We start from the raw sequence: 17,630 nt of genomic DNA, 5'->3' as shown, positions 1-17,630 counted from the left end.
ATGGTCCCCGTCGCCGGTGCGGGCGGCGGCGGGGGCTCCATCCGCATCCCCGCCTCCCTGTGCGGCCTGGTCGGGCTCAAGCCGTCCAGGGGGCGGGTGAGCCACGGCCCGGTCGTCGGAGAGGGCTGGGGCGGGTTGGCCACCAACGGCGTGGTCACCAGGACCGTCAGGGACAGTGCGGCGGTGCTCGACGTACTGGCCGGGTTCGAGCAGGGCGACCCGTCCACCGCTCCGGCGTTGCCCGGCCCGCTGGCGCGGGAGGTCGGCGCCGATCCCGGGCGGTTGCGCGTCGGGTTCACGGCCGTGCACCCGCACGGCGGCCTGCCGGAGGACGCCGACCTGACGGCGGCCGTCACCGGGGCGGCGGGTCTGCTGGAGTCCCTCGGCCACCGGGTCGAGCCCGGCTTCCCCGAGGCGCTGGGCGACCCGGACTTCCCCGACCGGTTCTTCGCGATCGTGTGCGCCAACCTGGTCGCCGAGGTGGAGGGCGTCGGCCTCTGGCGGGGCCGCCCGGTCGCGGTGGAGGAACTGGAGGCGTTCAACCGGTTCGTGTCCGAGCGGGGCCGCGCGATCGGCGCCGCGGAGCATATTCTCAACATGCTGTGGACCGACGGCTACCGGGCTCGGATGGTCGCGTGGTGGACCTCGTTCGACCTGCTGCTGGTGCCCACGCTCGGGGTGGCGCCGTTCCGGATCGGCTGGCACACGGCGGACGGCGTGGCCGCCGCACTGGGGCGCGCCATCCGGACGGTCGCCTTCACCGCGCCGTTCAACGCTACCGGCCAGCCCGCGATCTCCCTGCCGCTGCACAGAACCGCCGCCGGACTGCCGGTGGGCGTGCAACTGGTGGCGGCGCCGGGCCGCGAGGACGTGTTGATCCGGGTGGCCGCACAACTGGAGTCCACGTTCGGAACCCAGGACGCCGGGTAACACGTTATATCGTGAAGGAGGTGCCATATGAGGAAGGCGAACCGGGCCGCTGCGGTCTGGCGCACGTACCAGGACGTCAGCAAGCCGGGCACGCCCGGGGTCCTGACGCGGGTGCGCGCGATCCCGAGGCTGATCAAGTCGGTCATGCGCGGCGACTACGCCGGGATGGGCAAGGGCAAACTGGCCCTGATGGCGATGGGCCTGGTCTACCTGATCTCGCCGATCGACGCCGTGCCCGACTTCCTGGTGCTCATCGGGGTCGTCGACGACTTCGGTGTGCTGTTGTGGCTGGTCGCCTCGATGCTCGGCGAGAGCGGGCGCTACGTCGACTGGGAGCGCAAGGTCATCCCGGGCTCTACAACTCCTCCCGTCTGAGCCAGGCGCGCGACGGCAGCGGGTGCCCGAACAGCCGGGCGGCGTTGCCGTAGGCGACCCTGGCGATGTCGGCGGGCGGGAGCTGGCCCAGGTTGCGGTGGACGGCCTTCTGGGTGTCGGGCCACGTCGAGTCGGAGTGCGGGTAGCCGCTCTCCTGAAGGACGTGGTCGAGGCCGACCGCGAGGCGGACACCCGACAGCGCGTGGTCGTCGAGCGTGCCGAAGAAGAAGTTGCGGCGCAGGACCTCGCTCGGCTTGAGCCCGCCCTCCCAGGACGCCTCGCCGGAGACCGGGTGGTCGAGGGCGTAGTCGGCGCGTTCGGCCAGCATCGGCAGCCAGCCCACCCCGCCTTCGACGATGAGGATGCGCAGGTTGGGGAAGCGCAGGGGGATGCGCGACCACAGCCAGTCGGCGCAGGCGTACATCGCGCCGATCGGCATCAGCGTGGTGATGGCCTCGATGGGGGTGTCGGGCGAGGGCACCGGCGACCACGTCGAGTCGCCGGTGTGCAGGCAGACGACCGTGCCGGTCTCCTCGCAGGCGGCGAGGAACGGGTCCCAGTGGTCGGTGTGGATCGACGGCAGCCGCAGCCGGGTGGGGAACTCGGGGAAGACGACGGCCTTGAAGCCCCTGGCGGCGTTGGCGCGGATCTCCTTGGCGGCCACGTCGGGATCGGGCAGCCACGGCAGCTGCAACCCGATGATGCGCTCGGGGTAGGTGCCCGCCCACTCCTCGATGTGCCAGTCGTTCCAGGCCTTGACCAGGGCGAGGCCGAGTTCCTGGTCGCGGGTGCGGGCGAACGGCATGCCCGACTGGCCGGCCAGCATGCCGGGGAAGCACAACGCCGCCCAGATGCCGGCGAGGTCCATGTCCTCGATGCGGGCCTCGATGTCGTGGCAGCCCGGCCGCATGTTCTCGAACCGGACCGGATCGAGGGTCCACTGCTCGCGCGGCAGCCCGGCGCCGACGTCGATCCCGGCGCAGGGGTAGGTGGCGCCGCCGTAGCGCCACACCTGATGACCTGCCTCCGTCTCCACGACCTTGGGCGCGACGTCTGTGTACTTCTCCGGCACGCGGCCCTCGAACAGGTTCGGGGGCTCGATGAGATGGTCGTCGGCGGAGATGATCACGTAGTCGCGCCGCCTGGGTTCAGGGTCAGGGAGGAGCGGCGTAGTCACGCAGGTAACCGTACGACGGCGGTGTAACGCGGAACAAGCTGCACTGTCTCCGTTACGTATCCCTGAGTGATACGGCGACGCTCTCCGGGGCAGCCGAGGCTTTGCGCTCGGCCACTTCTCGGCGGATGAGCAGAATCCAGGCGGCGATGGCGAAGGCGATGAACAGCCACCACTGTACGCCGTAGGCGAGGTTGAGACCGCCGCCCGAGCCCACGTCGGGCGCCGGCACCGGTTCAGGGGCCGTGGCGGCGGCGGGCTGCTGCTCGGTGAGCTCCACGAACCCGCCCACGAGCTGGTACGGCAGCGCCTTGCCGATGCGCTCGGGGTCGATCAGCAGCACCTGGCCCGGCGGCAGCCCGGCGCGCTCCCTGAGGCCGCTGGACTCCTCGGTCTCGCTGAGCCGTAGCCGTCCGGTGACAGTTACCTGACCGGTGGTGGGGGCGGGCACGTCGGGCGGGGCGTCGGCGCTCGGACCGGCCTTGACCCAGCCCCGGTTGACCAGCACGGCCTGCTTGTCGCCGAAGACGAGCGGGGTGAGCACGTAGAAGCCGGGCCGTCCCTCCTGCGGCCGCCTGCGGACGACCAGCGCGCCCTCGGCGTCGTAGGTGCCGGTGACCGTGACCGTGCGGAAGCGGTCGTCGTCCTCGACCCGCTGCCCGGGGACGGCGAGCTGGGAGAGGGCGACGGGCGGGGCCTCGATGTTGGCGGTGACCCGGTCGCTGTCGGCCGAGCGCTCCTCGAAGCGGCCGAACTGCCACTGCCCGAGGAACACGAAGGCCGGGATGATCAGCAGCACCACGATGTGGAGCGTGATCCATCTCGGGGTCAGCAGGAACCGGTACACCCCTCAAGGGTAGGCAGCGGAGGGGGTGCTCCCTCACTCGCCCCGATCTGGTCGAACGGGTTACCAAATCGAAAGTGATCGCGTACGGTCGGGTCTCGTGTCCCCCCACGCAAACAAGATGTACTGAATGTCCCTTCTCGTGGCGCCGACCGAGGCGTTCGTGTTGCCCCGGATCGGCGCCCTGTTGCGTCACGCCGCGCCGAGGGTCCTGGAGAGCATGATCCTGCCGGTCGCGCTCTTCTACGCGGGCCTGGTGGTGGGCGGCGAGATGTGCGGGGTGCTGGTCTCGGCCGCCTGGGTGTACGGCGGGCTGCTCCTGCGGCTGGTGCGGCGATGTACGGTGCCCGGGTCGCTGCTGCTGGCGGTGGTGGGGATCTCGGCGCGCGTGGTGGTGACGCTGCTGACGGGCAACGCGCTGTTGTTCTTCCTGCCGCCCACGCTCGGCGTCTTCTGCGTGAGCCTGACCTTCCTCTGTACGGCCGGCACCGCCCGGCCGCTGGCCCAGCGCATCACCGCCGACCTCGCGCCGCTGCCGGGCCGGGTGGTGGCCCATCCGGCGATGCGGCGGTTCTTCGTCAGGCAGTCGCTGGTGTGGGGACTGGCGCAACTCGCCAACGGGGTGCTGACGCTGTGGCTGCTGCTCGGCGCGAGCCTGGGAACGTTCCTCGCGGTGCGGACGGCGGCGGTCGCCGTTCTGCTGGGCGCGGTGGCCCTGGGGGCGGTGCTCGACTTCCGGGGGAGCCTGGCGAGAACCGCGTGAGTACCGGGCGCCGGAGATTGCCGCTATGATCCAACAGGCACCGGTATTTGCGGAACAAGGTTCTGTTGGCCCACCATTGACAGCGTGAAGAGTGTCAAGACGGGACGTGACGGCCGCACCCGCATCATCGAGGGTGCCGTGCGCCGCTTCAGCCAGGATGGCGTGTCCGCCACCACGCTGGCCAGCCTGCGCGAGGAGAGCGGTGTCAGCGTCGGCAGCTTCTACCACCATTTCGCCAGCAAGGAACACGTCTTCGGCGTGCTCTACGGGGAGATCCTGGAGGCGTACCAGAGTGAGTTCCTCAGGGTGCTGACCAGCGCGCCGGAGGCGCGCGGCGGGATCGAGGCGGTGGTCGCCTTCCACATGCGCTGGGCGGGCGAGCACCCCGAGCGGGCGCGCATCTTCGTGAGCGAGCGCCCGCCGCGCAAGCACGAGCCCGGCGGCCAGGAGGTCGCCGAGTCCCGGCGCGCGTTCCTGCGGGCGGTCTCCGACTGGTGGCGTCCGCACATGGACAACGGGCTGCTCCAGCCGTTGTCGGCGACCATGTGCTACGTGCTGTGGCTCGGTCCCGCGCAGGAGATGTGCCGGCTGTGGTTCGCCGGGGCGCACGTGCCCACGGAAGAGGAGGTCAGGGGCCTGGGGGAGGCCGCCTGGCAGAGCCTGCGCCAGCGCTGACGAACAGGAGACGAAACCCTCAGCACAGGGTGATGATTTTCTCGCTCTCCGTGGTGTTATTGTCGCGATTGTGACACGACCTCGGGCGCTGGTACTGCCCACACTGCCGGAGAGCGCGCTCGCCCGCCTGGCCGAGTTCGCCGATCTGGCCGAGGTCCCGCCACGACCCGGCCTCGGCTTCACCGACGAGCAACTCGCCGACCTGATCATCGAGACCGACGCCTCGGTCGTGGTGACCGAGCGTGACCAGGTGCGCCAGTCGGTCCTCTCCCTCCCCGTCGCCGTCATCGCCTGCGTCGGACCGCCCACCGACGTGGACCTCTCGCTCGCCGCGGAACGCGGCGTCGCCGTCCTGCACGCCGCCGACCCCGACCCGGACGCGGTCGCCGAACTCACCCTCGCGCTGCTGTTCGCCGTCGTGCGGCACGTGGTGGCCGCGGACAAGGAGGTACGGCGCGGCCGCGTCTACCGGGGCCGGGTGCCGCCCGCCCAGAGATACCGGGGGATGCGGCTGTCGGGGCGCACCCTCGGCATCGTCGGGCTCGGCCGGGTCGGCCGGGCGCTGCACTGGCGGGGCGAGGGACTGGGGATGCGGGTGATCAGCTGTGATCCGTACGTGGAGGAGGCCACCCACGCCCTGTCCGACCTACTGGCGGAGGCGGACGTGGTCTCGCTGCACCTGCCCGTCACCGACGAGACGCGCGGCCTGATGGGCGACTCCGAGTTCGCCGCGATGCGACCCGGCGCCGTCTACCTCAACACCTCGCGCGCTGCGCTCCACGACCTGTCGGCGCTGGTCGACGCGCTGCGCAGCGGGCAACTCGGCGGGGCCGGGCTCGACCACTTCGAGGGCGAGTGGCTGGATCCCGCCCATCCGCTGACCCGGTTGTCGAACGTGGTGCTCACGCCGCGCCTCGGCCAGGCGACGGGGGAGAGCCAGTCGGAGAGCCTGACGCTGCTCGTCGAGGACATCGCGCGGGCGCTGCGCGGCGAACTGCCCGCGTACTCGTGCGCGCCCGTCGTGCCCTGGTAGCCAGTGAAAGGATGGGTGGGTGGAACGACTGCGCGCACACCTCCAGGAGACCGGCTACACCGTCGACGGCGTCCGCGAACGGCTCGGCGACATGGCCGCGACCGCGCTGTCCCGCGAGGAACTCGTCCCCGCGCTGCGCGCCACCGCCGACCTCGACCCGCTGGCCGTCCTGATCCGGCTGTGGTGGCTCGGCGCCGACGTGCCCGCGAAGAGCCTGCCCGCCGCCGTCCTCGACTCCGGGCTCGTGGCGGCGGACGGCGACCGGGCGCGTGCCGAGGTGCACCTGCAGCCGTGGGAGGACGGCTACGTCGTCTCCGACCGCAAGGTCCGGCCGGGCGACCCGGCGCTGCGGAGCGACCACGTCGTCGGCGCGGGCGGCGCCTCCGCGAACCTGGCGCAACTGGTCAGCCGCAGGCACGTCGAACGCGCGCTCGACCTCGGCACCGGCTGCGGCGTCCAGGTCCTGCACCTGCACGGCCGCGCCGAGGAGATCGTCGCCACCGACGTCAACCCGCGCGCCGTCGAACTCGCCCGGCTGAGCTGGGCGCTGTCCGGCGTGAACGGCGTGTCCGCGCGGGTCGGGTCGATGTTCGAGCCGGTCGAGGACGAACGGTTCGACCTCGTCGTCTCCAACCCGCCGTTCGTGATCGCGCCGGAAGGCGCCCTGACCTACCGCGAGGTGGGCGGCGACGACTTCTGCCGCGACCTCGTACGGCACGCGCCCCGGCACCTGAACCCCGGCGGGCAGGCGCACCTCCTGGCGAACTGGCTGCACGTCGAGGGCGAGGACTGGCGCGAGCGCGTCGGCGGCTGGCTCGGCGAGACCGGCTGCGACGGCTGGGTGGTGCAGCGCGACGTGCAGGACCCGGCCGAGTACGTCGAACTGTGGCTCAAGGACGCCGCAGAGCAGGGCACACCCGCCTACGCCGCGCATTACGACCGGTGGCTGGAGTGGTTCGACGAGCGCAAGGTCGAGGGCATCGGCTTCGGGTGGATCACGCTGCGCGACACCGGCTCGCTCGACCCGGTGGTGCGGGTGGAGCAACTCACCCATCGGGTGGAGCTGCCGGTGGGAGCGTACGTGGACGAGGTGCTCGACGCGATCGGCGCCGCCCACCGGCTGGACGACCTGGAGGCGGTGCGGCTGCGCACCGCCGCCGGCCTGCTCGACGAGCGGACCGGGCTGCCCGGGGCGGAGGACCCGATGAAGATCGTGCTGCGGCAGACGCGGGGGTTGCTGCGCACGCGCGAGGTCGGCACGGTGGAGGCCGCGCTGGCGGGCGTCTGCGACGGCGACCTGGCGCTGGGGCCGCTGCTCAACGTGATCGCGGAACTGATCGACGGCGACCAGGTCCGGGCCGAGACCCTGCGCCCGCTGATCGCCGAAGGCTTCTTCACGACCTAGAACCTCCCGTTACGGCCCAGCCCGCCCACCCGCCACCCTGCGCCGACGGCCTCCAGGAAGACGCCCCTCCCCGCCGCTCTCCCCGCCGTGACGACTACGCGGGCAGGTACCAGCAAGGCCCGTCGGGATCGCCCAGCCATACACGCTGGTCGCCGGACCGGGTGACGGTCAGGCCGAACGCCGACTGATCGGGGGCACCGGCGTTCCGCCACGTCTCGATCGCGCCTTCCACCGCATCCCACAGCCGCAGCGGGCCGTGCTGGCGCACCGTCCAGCCGCCCCCGTCCATCCTGGTCGTGCCGGCCTGCGATCCGGTGGCCACGTCGATCAGGATGACCTCGTCGTCGGCGCCCAACCGTTGGGCCGACGGCGCGGCGAGTTGAGCGACGAACCCTGCGGCCGGGTCGTGGAGGACATTGGGGTCGATCCTGCTCACTCGTGGCTCACCCCGTGGGAGCATCGAGTCCGACAAGGGGTGGGGCAGATGTGGCCGGGCCGTCATGAAGTCGAGGCGGTCACCGAGGAACCGGCCGCTGGCATTGCCTGCGTCGTCCAAGGTCAGGTGGGCGAACGCGGTCCCGCCCAGCCACCCTCGCAAAGGAGCGGTGATCGTACCGCCATCGCGGACCTGCCACATCCACTGAACCGGGATGTATCGGACCGAGCAGGTGGCGATCAGCCGGTCATACTCGGCGTTCTCCTCGAAACCGCTCAGTCCGTCGCCCACCGCCAGCGTCGGTGCGTATCCCGCTGCGGTGATCGCTGTGCGAGCCAGGGCGGCCACGACCGGGTCGTACTCGATCGACGTCACGGCCCGATCCCCGATCCGGTGACACATCAGCGCTGTGGAGTACCCGGTCCCTGTCCCGATCTCCAGGACAGTGTCGCCCTTGCGGATCTGGGAGACCTCCAGCATGCGGACGACCAGGCCGGGCTGTGTGGACGAGGATGTAGGTGCTCCCGACAGGCCGCCTTCGGCGTCTGCCGCCATGGCGCCGTCCACCTGGGTCACCCAGGTCTCGTCGCTGTAGGCGAGGCGTAGCCATTCGGGTGCGCTCATCTCCTCACGCCGGAGGACCTCCCACCGATCGCCGTACCGGCCCGCCCGGCAGATCGCCTCCCCGAGGAACAGCTCACGCGGCACGCTCGCGACTTCCTCCACCCACGACGAGGAGGACAGAAGATCGGCCAGAGCGCGGCGGAACACTGACGCCGCTTCGGACGGCACGGGATCATTCACGTCGGATCCTCCAGAAGGAGATCGGCGATGGCTCGGGCGATGGGCAGACCTGTCTCGTCTTCGATCCACCCCCATTGGCCGTTCGGATTGCACTCCAAGAACACGGGGCCGTCTTCGGTCAGCGCGAAATCGAACGCCCCGAACGGCAACCCCAGCTCCGCGAGGAAGGCGAAGCATTTATCCGGCAGGCCGGCAGGAGGGGCGATCACCGTGTACGTAATACCTTCATAATCGGCCCGCCAGTCCAGTAGGCGGGAATCAAGCCGAACACAGAACACCTGGCCTCCCGCGACGGTGACCCGTAGATCGGCTGTCTTGTCTACCCGGGCTTGGAACTGGTGGATCGTGTGGCCGATGCCGTCGTCAAGGTCGCCGAGCTGAACCGGCGATGTCCAGATGGTGCACGGCTCGCCGTCGGCGCCGGTGTAGGAGCCGCCCCGTAGCGGCTTGTAGACCAACTGCCCGTGTTCGGCGGCGAATGCCCGCGCCTCTTCCACGTCGTTCGTCATCAGCGTGGCAGGTACCGCGAAACCGGCTCGCTGAGCGGCAGAGAGCTGGAGGGGTTTGTGCTCGGCGGCGAGCAGCGTCCAGGGGTGGCTGACGTATCGGCAGGGAAGCGTCGCCAGGATCCCGCCCAGCCCGAATTTGGCTTCTCTGCTCACGAACGTCGCTGCCTGCGACGCTGGTGGCGTTGGATAGGGAGTGGGCCGCCGGTAATAGACGGCCCGCACCCGCTCCAGGTCCACCTGCCGCGTGGCGGTGACAAGTCGTCCTCTCGGTGGGCCCGCCCCGAATACGGAGGAGACGATGGCCCTGGACGGGAATTCGATACCCGGATCGAAGCGGGCAACCTGTGCTCCCTGCGCGATCAGGTGGCCGATCACCATGTCCGCCGACGAGTCCTCAAGGCAGGTGAGAACCAGGATCACGCCGTCGTCCATCAGTCGTTGTCGTAGTCCGTGACGGTTGTCTCGTCCGGTGGCGTCGGATTCTGGCCGTCGCTTCCTCCGGTCGTCTGCGCCTTGCTGGTCTGCTTGTTGGTACCGTGCCTACCCGCCTCGATGGGCTTCCCGTTCTGGTCGACGTAGACAGCCTGCTGTGTCACCGGGTCGAGGTGAACCGTTCTGTACGACGCGGGAGGAGCGGGAGGAAGAGGGGTCATCCGAGACAGCCCCCAGGGACGCGTGTGCTCTTCTGGCATTTCAGCCCTTCTTTCGCTGCGTGTGAATCTAAATAAATGCTGACAAAAGCGGTATGCTCCCTTCTCTTTTCTGGAATTCGCCTATTTATATCCGGACTGGTCGGCGATCGGCAACAGGCCGACTGCCCGGGGCGCGCAACCGCCGTGACAGCTGTCCGGGGGAGGCGGTGCGGGTGGGCTGTAAGGGGCGTTGATTGTGTGTTGATTGGTTGTTGACGGCGCCGCAGAAAGATGGCGATCACGACACGGGTCTGGGGGGTTCGAGGTTCGTGTCGAGTCCGGCCGGTCGTCGATGTGAGGCGGCTAGCCGCTACGTGGAGCATCCGGATAACCGGGCCCCCAAGCGAAACGTGGCGGTCAGACGGCCGGCCGGGCTACAACTTTTCCGTTCCCGAGGGGCCAGCCTTGATCAACCATGTGTGGATGACACGTCTGGACGACGAGCTGTACTCAGGACTCGACGACCTGAGCACTCTCGACGAGGGACCTGAGATCCCCGGCCTCGGGAGCGCCGAGCCTTGCGAAGATGTCGAAAGCCTGCCGTAGGCAGTCGAGGCTCCGGGTCTTGCTGCCCATGGCCATCAGCGCCTTGCCCAGGACGGTGAGCGACAGCGCCTCGCCGTACGGGTGGCCGATCTCCCTGCTGACCATCAGCGCCTGCTCGGCGTGGCGGACGGCGTCGGGGTAGCGCTCGGCGGTGATGAAGGTCTCGGCGAGCCGCGAGCACACCCGCTGCTCCCACACCCGCTGCTTGCTGGACCGGAAGAACGACAGGCACTCGGCGTGGTGGTGGACGGCCTCGGCGAGGCGTCCGACGCGCGACAGCACGATGCCGAGGTGGTAGCGGGCGCGGGCGGTACCGGCGCCGCTGCCGATCTCCGTGAAGATCGCCAGGCCCTTCTCCGCCGCCGCGATGGCGTCCTCGGCGCGGCCCAGCCCGAGATGGTCGCGGGCGGAGTAGCTGAGCACCAGCGCCTCGCCGGCCGGGACGCCGTTCTCGCGGTAGAACTCCATGGCGGCCTCGAACCAGCTCAGTGCCTCGGTGTGACGGCGCTGCCTGCCGACGACCACGGCGAGCGCGTTGCGGACCTCGCCGGTGACGACCTTCTCGCCTCGGGCGGTGGACAGTTCGTGCACGGCCCGGAAATGCTGCTCGGCCTCGGTGAGCCGGTTGCCGGCGAAGAGCACCCGGCCGAGCACGTACCGGGCGCGCAGCTCGCACGCCGGGTCGCCGATGCGGGTGGCGGTCGCCAGCACCGCCTTCGTGGCGTGGTCGAACTCGCGGGTGTGCGTGCCGGACTCCAGCAGCGGCTCCATGGCCACCAGCAGGTCGGCGGCGGGCAGCAGCTGCTCGCCGGCGCGGGAGGCGGTCGCGGCCTGGTTGATCGCGGCGAACAGGGCGTCGCCTTCGGCGATGAGCCAGGCGACGGCGTCGTCGGCGGTGGCGAACGTCCGTCCGCTGGCCACGACGACCAGGTTGTCGGAGATCATGCTGCCCTCGTACGCCAGCCGGTGCGCCGACTGCGCGGAGGCCAGGTAGAAGCCGAGCAGCCGCCGCAGCGCCATCGTGCGCGCCTGGGGGCGTTCGGCCTGTTCGAGGGCGCGGCGGGCGAAGAGCTTGAGCAGGTCGTGGAAGCGGTAGCGGCCGGGCGCCGGGGCCTCCAGCAGGCTGGCGTCGACCAGGGACTCCAGCAGGTCCTCGGTGTCGAGGGTGCTCATCGACAGGACGGCGGCGGCCGCCCCGGCCGAGATGTCGGGGCCGTTGGGCAGCGACAACAGCCGGAACGCGCGGGCCTGGGCCGGGTCGAGCTGGCCGTACCCGAGGGCGAAGGTGGCGTCGACGGCGAGGTTGCCCACGCGCAGTTCGTCGAGGCGGCGCTGCTCGTCGGCCAGGCGCGGCACCAGCGAGGCGACCGTCCACGCGGGCCTGGCGGCCAGGCGGGCGGCCACGATGCGTACGGCCAGCGGCAGGAACCCGCAGGCCGCCACCACGTCCATGGCCGCGCTGTGCTCGCTCGTCACCCGCTCGGGCCCGGCGACGGCGGCGAACAGCGTGAGCGCCTCGTCCGGCTCCATGACGTCCAGGTCGATGAGCCGGGCGGAGGGCAGGTCGGCGAGCTTCACCCGGCTGGTGACGATCGCGGCGCAGCCGGGGCTGCCCGGCAGCAGCGGGCTGACCTGGGCCGTGTCGCGGGCGTTGTCGAGCAGGACCAGGATGCGCCGATCGGCGAGCAGCGAGCGGTACAGCGCGGAACGTTCGGGCAGGCCGTCGGGGATGACGTCCGGCGGGATGCCGAGCGCCCGCAGGAACGCCCCGAGCGCCGACTCGGGCGCGGTGGCCTCGTCGCTGTAGCCGCGCAGGTCGGCGTAGAGCTGGCCGTCGGGGAACAGGTCGTCGGCCGTGTGGGCCACGTGCACGGCCAGCGCGGTCTTGCCGACGCCGCCGATGCCGCAGATCGCGGCCACGGGCACGCCCTCGCTGGCGCTCTGCGCCGACAGCAGGGTGCGCAGCCGTCCGGCGACCTCCTTGCGGCCGGTGAAGTCGTTGACGGCCGCGGGAAGCTGCGCCGGGCGCGGCAGCTCGTGGACGACCTCCTCGTCGGCGGGCGGGCTCTCGTCACCGCCGCCCGGCATCGCGAGGGTGGGGTCGGCGGCCAGGATGCGCTTGTGCAGCGCGGCCAGCTCCGGGCCGGGGTCGATGCCGAGTTCGTCGACCAGCGCGTCGCGGGTCTCGGTGAAGACGGCCAGTGCGTCGCCCTGCCGTCCGCACCGGTACAGGGCCAGCATGAGCTGGGCGCGCAGCCGTTCGCGCAGCGGGTGGTCGGCGGTGAGCGCGATCAGCTCGGAGACGATCGCGGCGTGGTTGCCGAGGTCGAGGTCGACGTCCATGAGCGTCTCGACGACGCTCAGCCGCCGTTCGATCAGGCGGTCGCGCTGATGCTCGGAGTACGGTCCGACGGCCCCGGCCAGTGGCTCGCCCTCGAACAGGGCGAGGGCGGCCCGCAGCAGTCCGGCGGCCTCCTCGGCCCGGCCCGCCTTGCGCGCGGACTCGGCGTCGGCGATGTCCTTCTCGAAGCGGGTCAGGTCGAGCGCGCCGTCCGGCAGCCGCAGCGCGTACCCCCGGCCGACCGAGGTCAGCAGCTCGGGGCGGGAGCGGGCGGGACGGTCGGGTTCGAGGACGGTGCGCAGCCGCGAGACGTACGTGCGCAGCGCCCCGAGCGCGCGGGGCGGCGCCTCCTCGCCCCACACGGCGTCGATCATCTCGGTGGGGGTGACCGCGCGGCCCTCGCGCAGGAGCAGCATGGCGAGGATCGAGCGCTGCAGCGGGGTGCCCAGGTCGACTTCCTCGCCGTTGCGCCAGGCACGGACCGGACCGAGGACGGCGAACCTCAGCTCGCCTTCGATGCCGTGACCAGCCATGCGTACGTCTCCTGAGCAATGGAACGATTTGTTACCAAATCATAGATCCATCCTCGGCTAACACCTAGGCAGCCTACTGTCCGTTAACCGAAGCGTTGATTAGCCGTTGATCGAGTGTTGAGTCTTCCTGTCCATGCTGTTTGTCAGCGGAGCACGGCCCCTGGAGCGGGGGCGGTCGTGCCTTGCCGCAGAACTGAAGGCCCCGCCCAACGATAACGGGCGGGGCCTTGACCTGTGGGTTTATGCGGCCTCGGCGTACCCGAGCCTGGTATAGAGCCGTTCTCGGATAGCGGGCCATTCCGCATTCAAGATCGAATAGAACGCCGTATCTCGGACTGTGTCATCGGCGCCCCGGCTTTCCGCTCGCCGCACCCCGTCGAAGTGTGCGCCGAGGGCCAGGATGGCGGCCCGTGATCGTTCGTTTCTGGCATCTGCCTTGAGCGTGATGCGGTGGACGTTCCACGTCTCGAACGCGTGAGAGAGCATGAGGAACTTGCTCTCCCGGTTGACCCCCGTGCCCTGCGCCGAGACGCTGAGCCAGGTGTAACCGATGTCCGCCACGGACGGGGACTCGCCCACCTCTCGCAGTGATCCGGGAGACCAGAGCAGGGGCCCCTGCCAGTACTCCAGGTTCATCAGACGGGTGGCACCGACGATACGGTCGGTGTTCAGCCACCGGATGGCGTAGGGCACAGCGCGGCCCTGCGCCTGCTCAGCGAGGACGGTCTCCACATAGGAGGCCATCTCGTCCCGGGAGTTCGGGACGCGAGTGAAGGCGTAAGTGGAACGGTCTTCACAAGCCGCGGCGACGAGGTCGTCGATCGCCGCGAGGCTGAGTGGCTCCAGGCGCACGAGGCGCCCGGACAAGGTGACAACAGCGGGCATGAGCACATGATGAGGGCTGTCGCGCCCCCCTGTGACCAGGTAGCCGAGGCCAACCTCCACCGGTTGTCGCAGCCCCCATGAATTCGCAGGTCAGAGCCACTATTCGGCGTGTCGTCAGGGCAAAGATTCGCCCAACTGTGACACCAGTGAGCGCCGCTGTTCACGCGGGCGCGCGGCGGAGAGATCGGCAAGCCCTCTGGACAGGTGGTTCAGGTTCGCGGCCACCCACGGCAGGGCGAGCGGATCGGGTGCGGAAAGGGCCGTCAGCCGCTCTTGGGCGCTCTCGCCGTACAGCAGGCTGGTCGCCACCCGGACGCGGGCGGCAGCGGGGTCGTCGCCGAACGCGTGGCCCGGCAGGACCCCGATGCCGTGCTGGTCGAGCAGTACTCGGGTGACCTCGGCCGAGCCGCCTGGCCGTAGATGGCCCAGGTCCGGATAAATGTAGAAACCGCCTTGGGGGAGTGCCACCGAGCAGCCGAACTCCACGAACCGGTCGTACACCGCTCGCGTCACCGCGCTGTGCAGCCTGCGGCTCTGCGCGACCCGCTCGACCAGCTCGGACGGCTCCGCGAACGCGTAGGCCGCGGCCTCCTGGACGGGCGCGGCCGGGGCCGACCAGATCTCGCTCGCCACCGCCGTCAGCAGGGTCCGCAGGTGGTGGGCGCCGTCCGGCAGCCGCGCCACGCCGATGCGCCAGCCGCCCAGCGCCAGGCTCTTGCTCAGGCCCGTCGTGACGACCGTGCGCTCGGGCGCGAGATCGGCGGGCGACATGTACGGCGTCAGCGGATCGTGTACCAGGTCGCGGTAGATCTCGTCGGAGACGATCATCAGGTCGAGTTCGCGGGCGACCTCCACCAGGCGGCGGATCGTCGGCGGCGTCGCCAGCCGTCCGGTCGGGTTGTCGGGCAGCGTCACCAGCAGCGACCTGACCGTCCTGCCCTGGGCGCGCGCCTCGCGGACCGCCGTGGCGACCAGCTCGGGATCCGGCACCCCACCCTCGCCGGGGGGCGCCGGGACCAGGATCGGGCGGGCGCCGACCAGGTCGGCCTGTGCCGCGTAGCTGACCCAGCTCGGCATCGGCAGCACGATGTCGCCGCCGATGGCCAGGAGCAGGCCGTACAGCAGTGACTTGCTGCCCGGCCCGCAGACGACGAGATCGGGGTCCGTGGGCAGGCCCCGCCTCGACCAGTAGCCCGCCGCCGCCTCGCGCAACCCGGCCGCTCCCGCGACCGGCCCGTAGCCGTTGCGGTCGGACGCGGCGCCGAGCCTGTCGCGCAGCGCCGGGTGGACGGGCAGTCCTGCCTCACCGAATGCCAGGTGCAGGACCCGCTCCCCGGCGCGTCGTCTTCGCTCGATGTCCTCGTTCGCCGCCAGCGTGGCGGACAACGTCACTGTCATATTTGTCACGTTCCCAAGCGTGGTGGGATAAAGGCATCAGGACAAGCGAGGCTTTTCGTGGGTAGGCATAAGGAACTCTGATGCTCGATTTGCGCAGACTGACGTTGATCCGGGAATTCGCCAGGCGCGGCAGCATCGCCGCCACCGCGACCGCGCTGGGCTACAGCCCGTCGGCCGTCTCGCAGCAGCTCGCGGCGCTCGAACGCGAGACCGGCACCGCGCTGCTCGACCGCACGGCCCGCAGCGCCGAACTCACCGACGCCGGGCGGCGGCTGGTCGTGCACGCCGAGCGCATCCTGTCCATGGTCGAGGAGGCCGAATCCGACCTTTCCGCGCAGGCCGGAACACCGACCGGGCGAATCGTGATCACCGCCTTCCCCACGGCCGCCGTGGCGTTCGCGCCCGCGCTGGCCCGCACCCTGCGGCGGCACACCGGGCTCACGCTGCGGCTCGGGCAGAGCCGGTCGGGACGCGGCATGCGGGAGGTGCAGTCGGGGGAGGTGGACATCGCACTCATCGACGACTGGTACGGGCGGGTGCGCGACAGCGACAACACCCGGGTGTTCCCGCTGCTGCACGACCCGCTGGTGCTGGTGGTGCCGCGCAAGCACCGGCTGGCCGACCCGGAGGTCCCGCTGGACCTCGCCGAACTGCGCGACGAGCCGTGGATGGCGACGCCGGACGGGGAACCGTCCCGGCTGGCCGTCGACCGGCTGTTCGTGGACGTGGGCGGGACGAAGCCGACGCCGTGGGAGTTCGAGGGGCTGGGGACGATCCTGTCGCTGGTGGCGAAGGGCATCGGGATCGCGGCGGTGCCCGCGCTGGCGTTGGCGGCGGGGGTGCGGGGGATCGCGGTGCGGGAGTTCCCCGGGAACCCGGTGGGGCGGGACGTGCACGCGGTGGCGCGGGGCTCCAGCGTGCACCGGCCGTCGGTGTCGGTGACCCTGCGCGCGCTGCACGTCGCCGCCCGCTACCTGGCCGCCGACCTGGCGCCGGTGCGGCTCTACGACCGCTGATCAGCATTCGCTGTCACGGCGAAGCCCCACCACCCGCCACCCACCGCGCCGGGCTGACGGCCTCCAGGAACACGCTCCTCTTTCCTGCGACACCCCACCGCGACGACTCCGCCCTTGGGCAGGCCCGAACGTTCGGTGTCGCCCTGCGGAGTCAGGCTGCCGAAACCATGGCCACGAGGGCGTCGGTATCTTCGAGGCTCGGCACGACCTTCACCGCTCCCGCTCTCAGACGGTTCCGCGAGCGGGGCCTGCGCAGCGCGACCGAACTCGACGAACGGGCCCGCGCCTTCCTTGCAGATGTCTGACGGCCGGTCCCGAAGCCGACCGCGCGGAGTGTTTCACCCGCCGGGCCGGCGATGGAATCCCGCGTAGCGGCGTACGAGAGGTTCCAGGTAGTCCGCGTGCGGTCCCCGGAGTCTGGTGAGATCGGCAGGTGAACCGACCAGCGCGATCCGGTCCAACTCGGGGTCGCATCCCCGGGCGCGCTCGTCGGCCACCGCAATGGCGAAGCGCTCACGCAGCTCCGCCGTACTCACCGGCGGTGCGAGGTAGGTCACGCCGATGCTGCCGTTCTCTCCACGTGTGACGACCCACAGACGCAGCCGCTCCGGCGCCGCGCTGATGCCGGTCTCCTCGGCCAGTTCCCGTACGGCGTGACCACGCAACGCCGCCTCGTCGAGCACCTGCCCCCCTTCGGGCGGTTCCACCGAGCCGCCGGGTAGCTGCCACCGCCCCGGAGCGGCTGTCGAGGACGACATCCGCGCCACCAGCATCCGCCCGTCGTCGGTGGGCTGCACCACGTTCACGAACAACGACGGCAGCCACGAGCGGCAGCCCGGTACCCGGCGTAGCGCGTAGTGCCGGTAGGTCACCCGCGCCCAGAAGAGCACAAGGTCACGAGGCCCCTCCCACTCCACTCCGGCGCACGCCACCACCGGACCGTCGAAAAGCGTCGGGTTAGCCGAGGTCGCCGCAGTCCACACGCGGTCTCTGGCCGCGCGGTCCTCAGGTGACAGGGGCGGCGCCTCGGATTCCTCAAGACACAGCCGATGGACCTCGAAGAGGTCCACACCTGCTGGAGGAGGTGTCTCGGTCACCCAGCTCATCGTACGGACAGGGCCGCGTCTGGGCTCGCCCTGCCATCTGAAGTCGGTGTGGTCCGGAACCGCTACGCGCATCCCGGTCAGCGCCTGCCGTTCGGCGGGCTGCATGGTCGGGCCCCAATCGTGCTTCACGTCCGTCCACGAGCGAGCGTATCTGCGGCGATCCGG

Annotated in this window: 16 protein-coding genes; 7 read left to right on the top strand and 9 right to left on the bottom strand. The window is 70.7% G+C overall.

From position 1 onward, the window contains the following. Together ABD120_RS05630 and ABD120_RS05625 are read left to right on the top strand one after the other, a co-directional pair. The coding region (locus tag ABD120_RS05630) for an amidase (protein ID WP_343948616.1) at positions 1-930 on the top strand (930 nt) is incomplete at its 5' end. 27 nt (positions 931-957) lie between these two features. Further along, positions 958-1,305 (top strand): YkvA family protein, encoded by a 348-nt coding sequence (locus ABD120_RS05625; protein WP_343948615.1) that lies wholly within the window; start codon positions 958-960, stop codon positions 1,303-1,305. Here ABD120_RS05625 and ABD120_RS05620 read toward each other — a convergent pair. Both ABD120_RS05620 and ABD120_RS05615 read right to left on the bottom strand, forming a co-directional pair. After that, a complete protein-coding gene (locus tag ABD120_RS05620) occupies positions 1,286-2,482 on the bottom strand; it encodes an amidohydrolase family protein (protein WP_343948614.1) in 1,197 nt (398 codons plus the stop codon). The two genes, ABD120_RS05625 and ABD120_RS05620, sit on opposite strands and share 20 nt — an antisense overlap. Positions 2,483-2,534: 52 nt before the next feature. Next, positions 2,535-3,326 carry an SURF1 family cytochrome oxidase biogenesis protein gene (locus ABD120_RS05615; RefSeq protein WP_343948613.1) on the bottom strand — a complete coding sequence of 264 codons (792 nt, stop codon included), beginning with the start codon at positions 3,324-3,326 and terminating at the stop codon, positions 2,535-2,537. A gap of 127 nt (positions 3,327-3,453) precedes the next feature. On the opposite strand from ABD120_RS05615, the gene ABD120_RS05610 reads away from it, so the two are divergent. The 4 genes from ABD120_RS05610 to ABD120_RS05595 all read left to right on the top strand — a co-directional run bounded on the left by ABD120_RS05610 (position 3,454) and on the right by ABD120_RS05595 (position 7,199). Then, a complete protein-coding gene (locus ABD120_RS05610; protein WP_343948612.1) occupies positions 3,454-4,086 on the top strand; it encodes a VC0807 family protein in 633 nt (210 codons plus the stop codon). Positions 4,087-4,170: 84 nt separating this feature from the next. Beyond that, entirely contained in the window at positions 4,171-4,761 is a 591-nt protein-coding gene (locus ABD120_RS05605) for a TetR/AcrR family transcriptional regulator (protein ID WP_343948611.1), read from the top strand. A 70-nt stretch (positions 4,762-4,831) separates the two neighbouring features. Further along, the gene (locus tag ABD120_RS05600; RefSeq protein WP_343948610.1) at positions 4,832-5,794 is read left to right on the top strand and encodes an NAD(P)-dependent oxidoreductase; all 963 of its coding nucleotides are present in this window, start codon (positions 4,832-4,834) and stop codon (positions 5,792-5,794) included. Between the two features lie 19 nt (positions 5,795-5,813). Further along, complete coding sequence (locus ABD120_RS05595) at positions 5,814-7,199, top strand: DUF7059 domain-containing protein (RefSeq protein WP_343948609.1); 1,386 nt, start codon at positions 5,814-5,816, stop codon at positions 7,197-7,199. A 94-nt stretch (positions 7,200-7,293) separates the two neighbouring features. On the opposite strand, the gene tgmC is transcribed toward ABD120_RS05595, so the two are convergent. The 6 genes from tgmC to ABD120_RS05565 form a co-directional block, all read right to left on the bottom strand. Next, complete coding sequence (gene tgmC, locus ABD120_RS05590) at positions 7,294-8,439, bottom strand: ATP-grasp peptide maturase system methyltransferase (protein ID WP_343948608.1); 1,146 nt, start codon at positions 8,437-8,439, stop codon at positions 7,294-7,296. Then, positions 8,436-9,380 (bottom strand): ATP-grasp ribosomal peptide maturase, encoded by a 945-nt coding sequence (tgmB, locus tag ABD120_RS05585; protein ID WP_343948607.1) that lies wholly within the window; start codon positions 9,378-9,380, stop codon positions 8,436-8,438. The genes tgmC and tgmB overlap by 4 nt, the downstream gene beginning before the upstream one ends. Further along, positions 9,380-9,640 (bottom strand): putative ATP-grasp-modified RiPP, encoded by a 261-nt coding sequence (gene tgmA, locus ABD120_RS05580; protein WP_343948606.1) that lies wholly within the window; start codon positions 9,638-9,640, stop codon positions 9,380-9,382. The genes tgmB and tgmA overlap by 1 nt, the downstream gene beginning before the upstream one ends. Before the next feature lie 450 nt (positions 9,641-10,090). After that, positions 10,091-13,060, bottom strand: coding sequence for an AfsR/SARP family transcriptional regulator (locus ABD120_RS05575; RefSeq protein WP_343948605.1), 2,970 nt, complete (start codon positions 13,058-13,060; stop codon positions 10,091-10,093). Between the two features lie 240 nt (positions 13,061-13,300). Beyond that, the gene (locus ABD120_RS05570) at positions 13,301-13,945 is read right to left on the bottom strand and encodes a GNAT family N-acetyltransferase (RefSeq protein ID WP_343948604.1); all 645 of its coding nucleotides are present in this window, start codon (positions 13,943-13,945) and stop codon (positions 13,301-13,303) included. A gap of 114 nt (positions 13,946-14,059) precedes the next feature. Next, positions 14,060-15,343: a pyridoxal phosphate-dependent aminotransferase gene (locus tag ABD120_RS05565; protein ID WP_343948603.1), complete on the bottom strand. Its 1,284-nt coding sequence runs from the start codon at positions 15,341-15,343 to the stop codon at positions 14,060-14,062. An 80-nt stretch (positions 15,344-15,423) separates the two neighbouring features. Between ABD120_RS05565 and ABD120_RS05560 the strand changes: the two genes are divergently transcribed. Next, positions 15,424-16,359, top strand: coding sequence for a LysR family transcriptional regulator (locus ABD120_RS05560; RefSeq protein WP_343948602.1), 936 nt, complete (start codon positions 15,424-15,426; stop codon positions 16,357-16,359). A 338-nt stretch (positions 16,360-16,697) separates the two neighbouring features. On the opposite strand, the gene ABD120_RS05555 is transcribed toward ABD120_RS05560, so the two are convergent. Beyond that, the gene (locus tag ABD120_RS05555) at positions 16,698-17,594 is read right to left on the bottom strand and encodes an NUDIX hydrolase (protein WP_343948601.1); all 897 of its coding nucleotides are present in this window, start codon (positions 17,592-17,594) and stop codon (positions 16,698-16,700) included. Between the last annotated feature and the right edge of the window lie 36 nt (positions 17,595-17,630).

The sequence above is a fragment of the Nonomuraea longicatena genome, assembly GCF_039525605.1.
Lineage (GTDB): Bacteria > Actinomycetota > Actinomycetes > Streptosporangiales > Streptosporangiaceae > Nonomuraea > Nonomuraea longicatena.
The sequence above is the reverse complement of the archived record's forward strand: the minus strand, read 5'-3'. Positions and strand labels throughout refer to the sequence as shown.

What these genes read in the sequence shown, in the direction of transcription:
- ABD120_RS05625 (WP_343948615.1), top strand. Translation starts at nt 958, where the DNA reads ATGAGGAAGGCGAACCGGGCCGCTGCGGTCTGGCGCACGTACCAGGAC.
- ABD120_RS05610 (WP_343948612.1), top strand. Translation starts at nt 3,454, where the DNA reads ATGTCCCTTCTCGTGGCGCCGACCGAGGCGTTCGTGTTGCCCCGGATC.
- tgmB (WP_343948607.1), bottom strand. Translation starts at nt 9,380, where the DNA reads ATGGACGACGGCGTGATCCTGGTTCTCACCTGCCTTGAGGACTCGTCG.
- tgmA (WP_343948606.1), bottom strand. Translation starts at nt 9,640, where the DNA reads ATGCCAGAAGAGCACACGCGTCCCTGGGGGCTGTCTCGGATGACCCCT.
- ABD120_RS05575 (WP_343948605.1), bottom strand. Translation starts at nt 13,060, where the DNA reads ATGGCTGGTCACGGCATCGAAGGCGAGCTGAGGTTCGCCGTCCTCGGT.
- ABD120_RS05570 (WP_343948604.1), bottom strand. Translation starts at nt 13,945, where the DNA reads ATGCCCGCTGTTGTCACCTTGTCCGGGCGCCTCGTGCGCCTGGAGCCA.
- ABD120_RS05565 (WP_343948603.1), bottom strand. Translation starts at nt 15,343, where the DNA reads ATGACAGTGACGTTGTCCGCCACGCTGGCGGCGAACGAGGACATCGAG.
- ABD120_RS05560 (WP_343948602.1), top strand. Translation starts at nt 15,424, where the DNA reads ATGCTCGATTTGCGCAGACTGACGTTGATCCGGGAATTCGCCAGGCGC.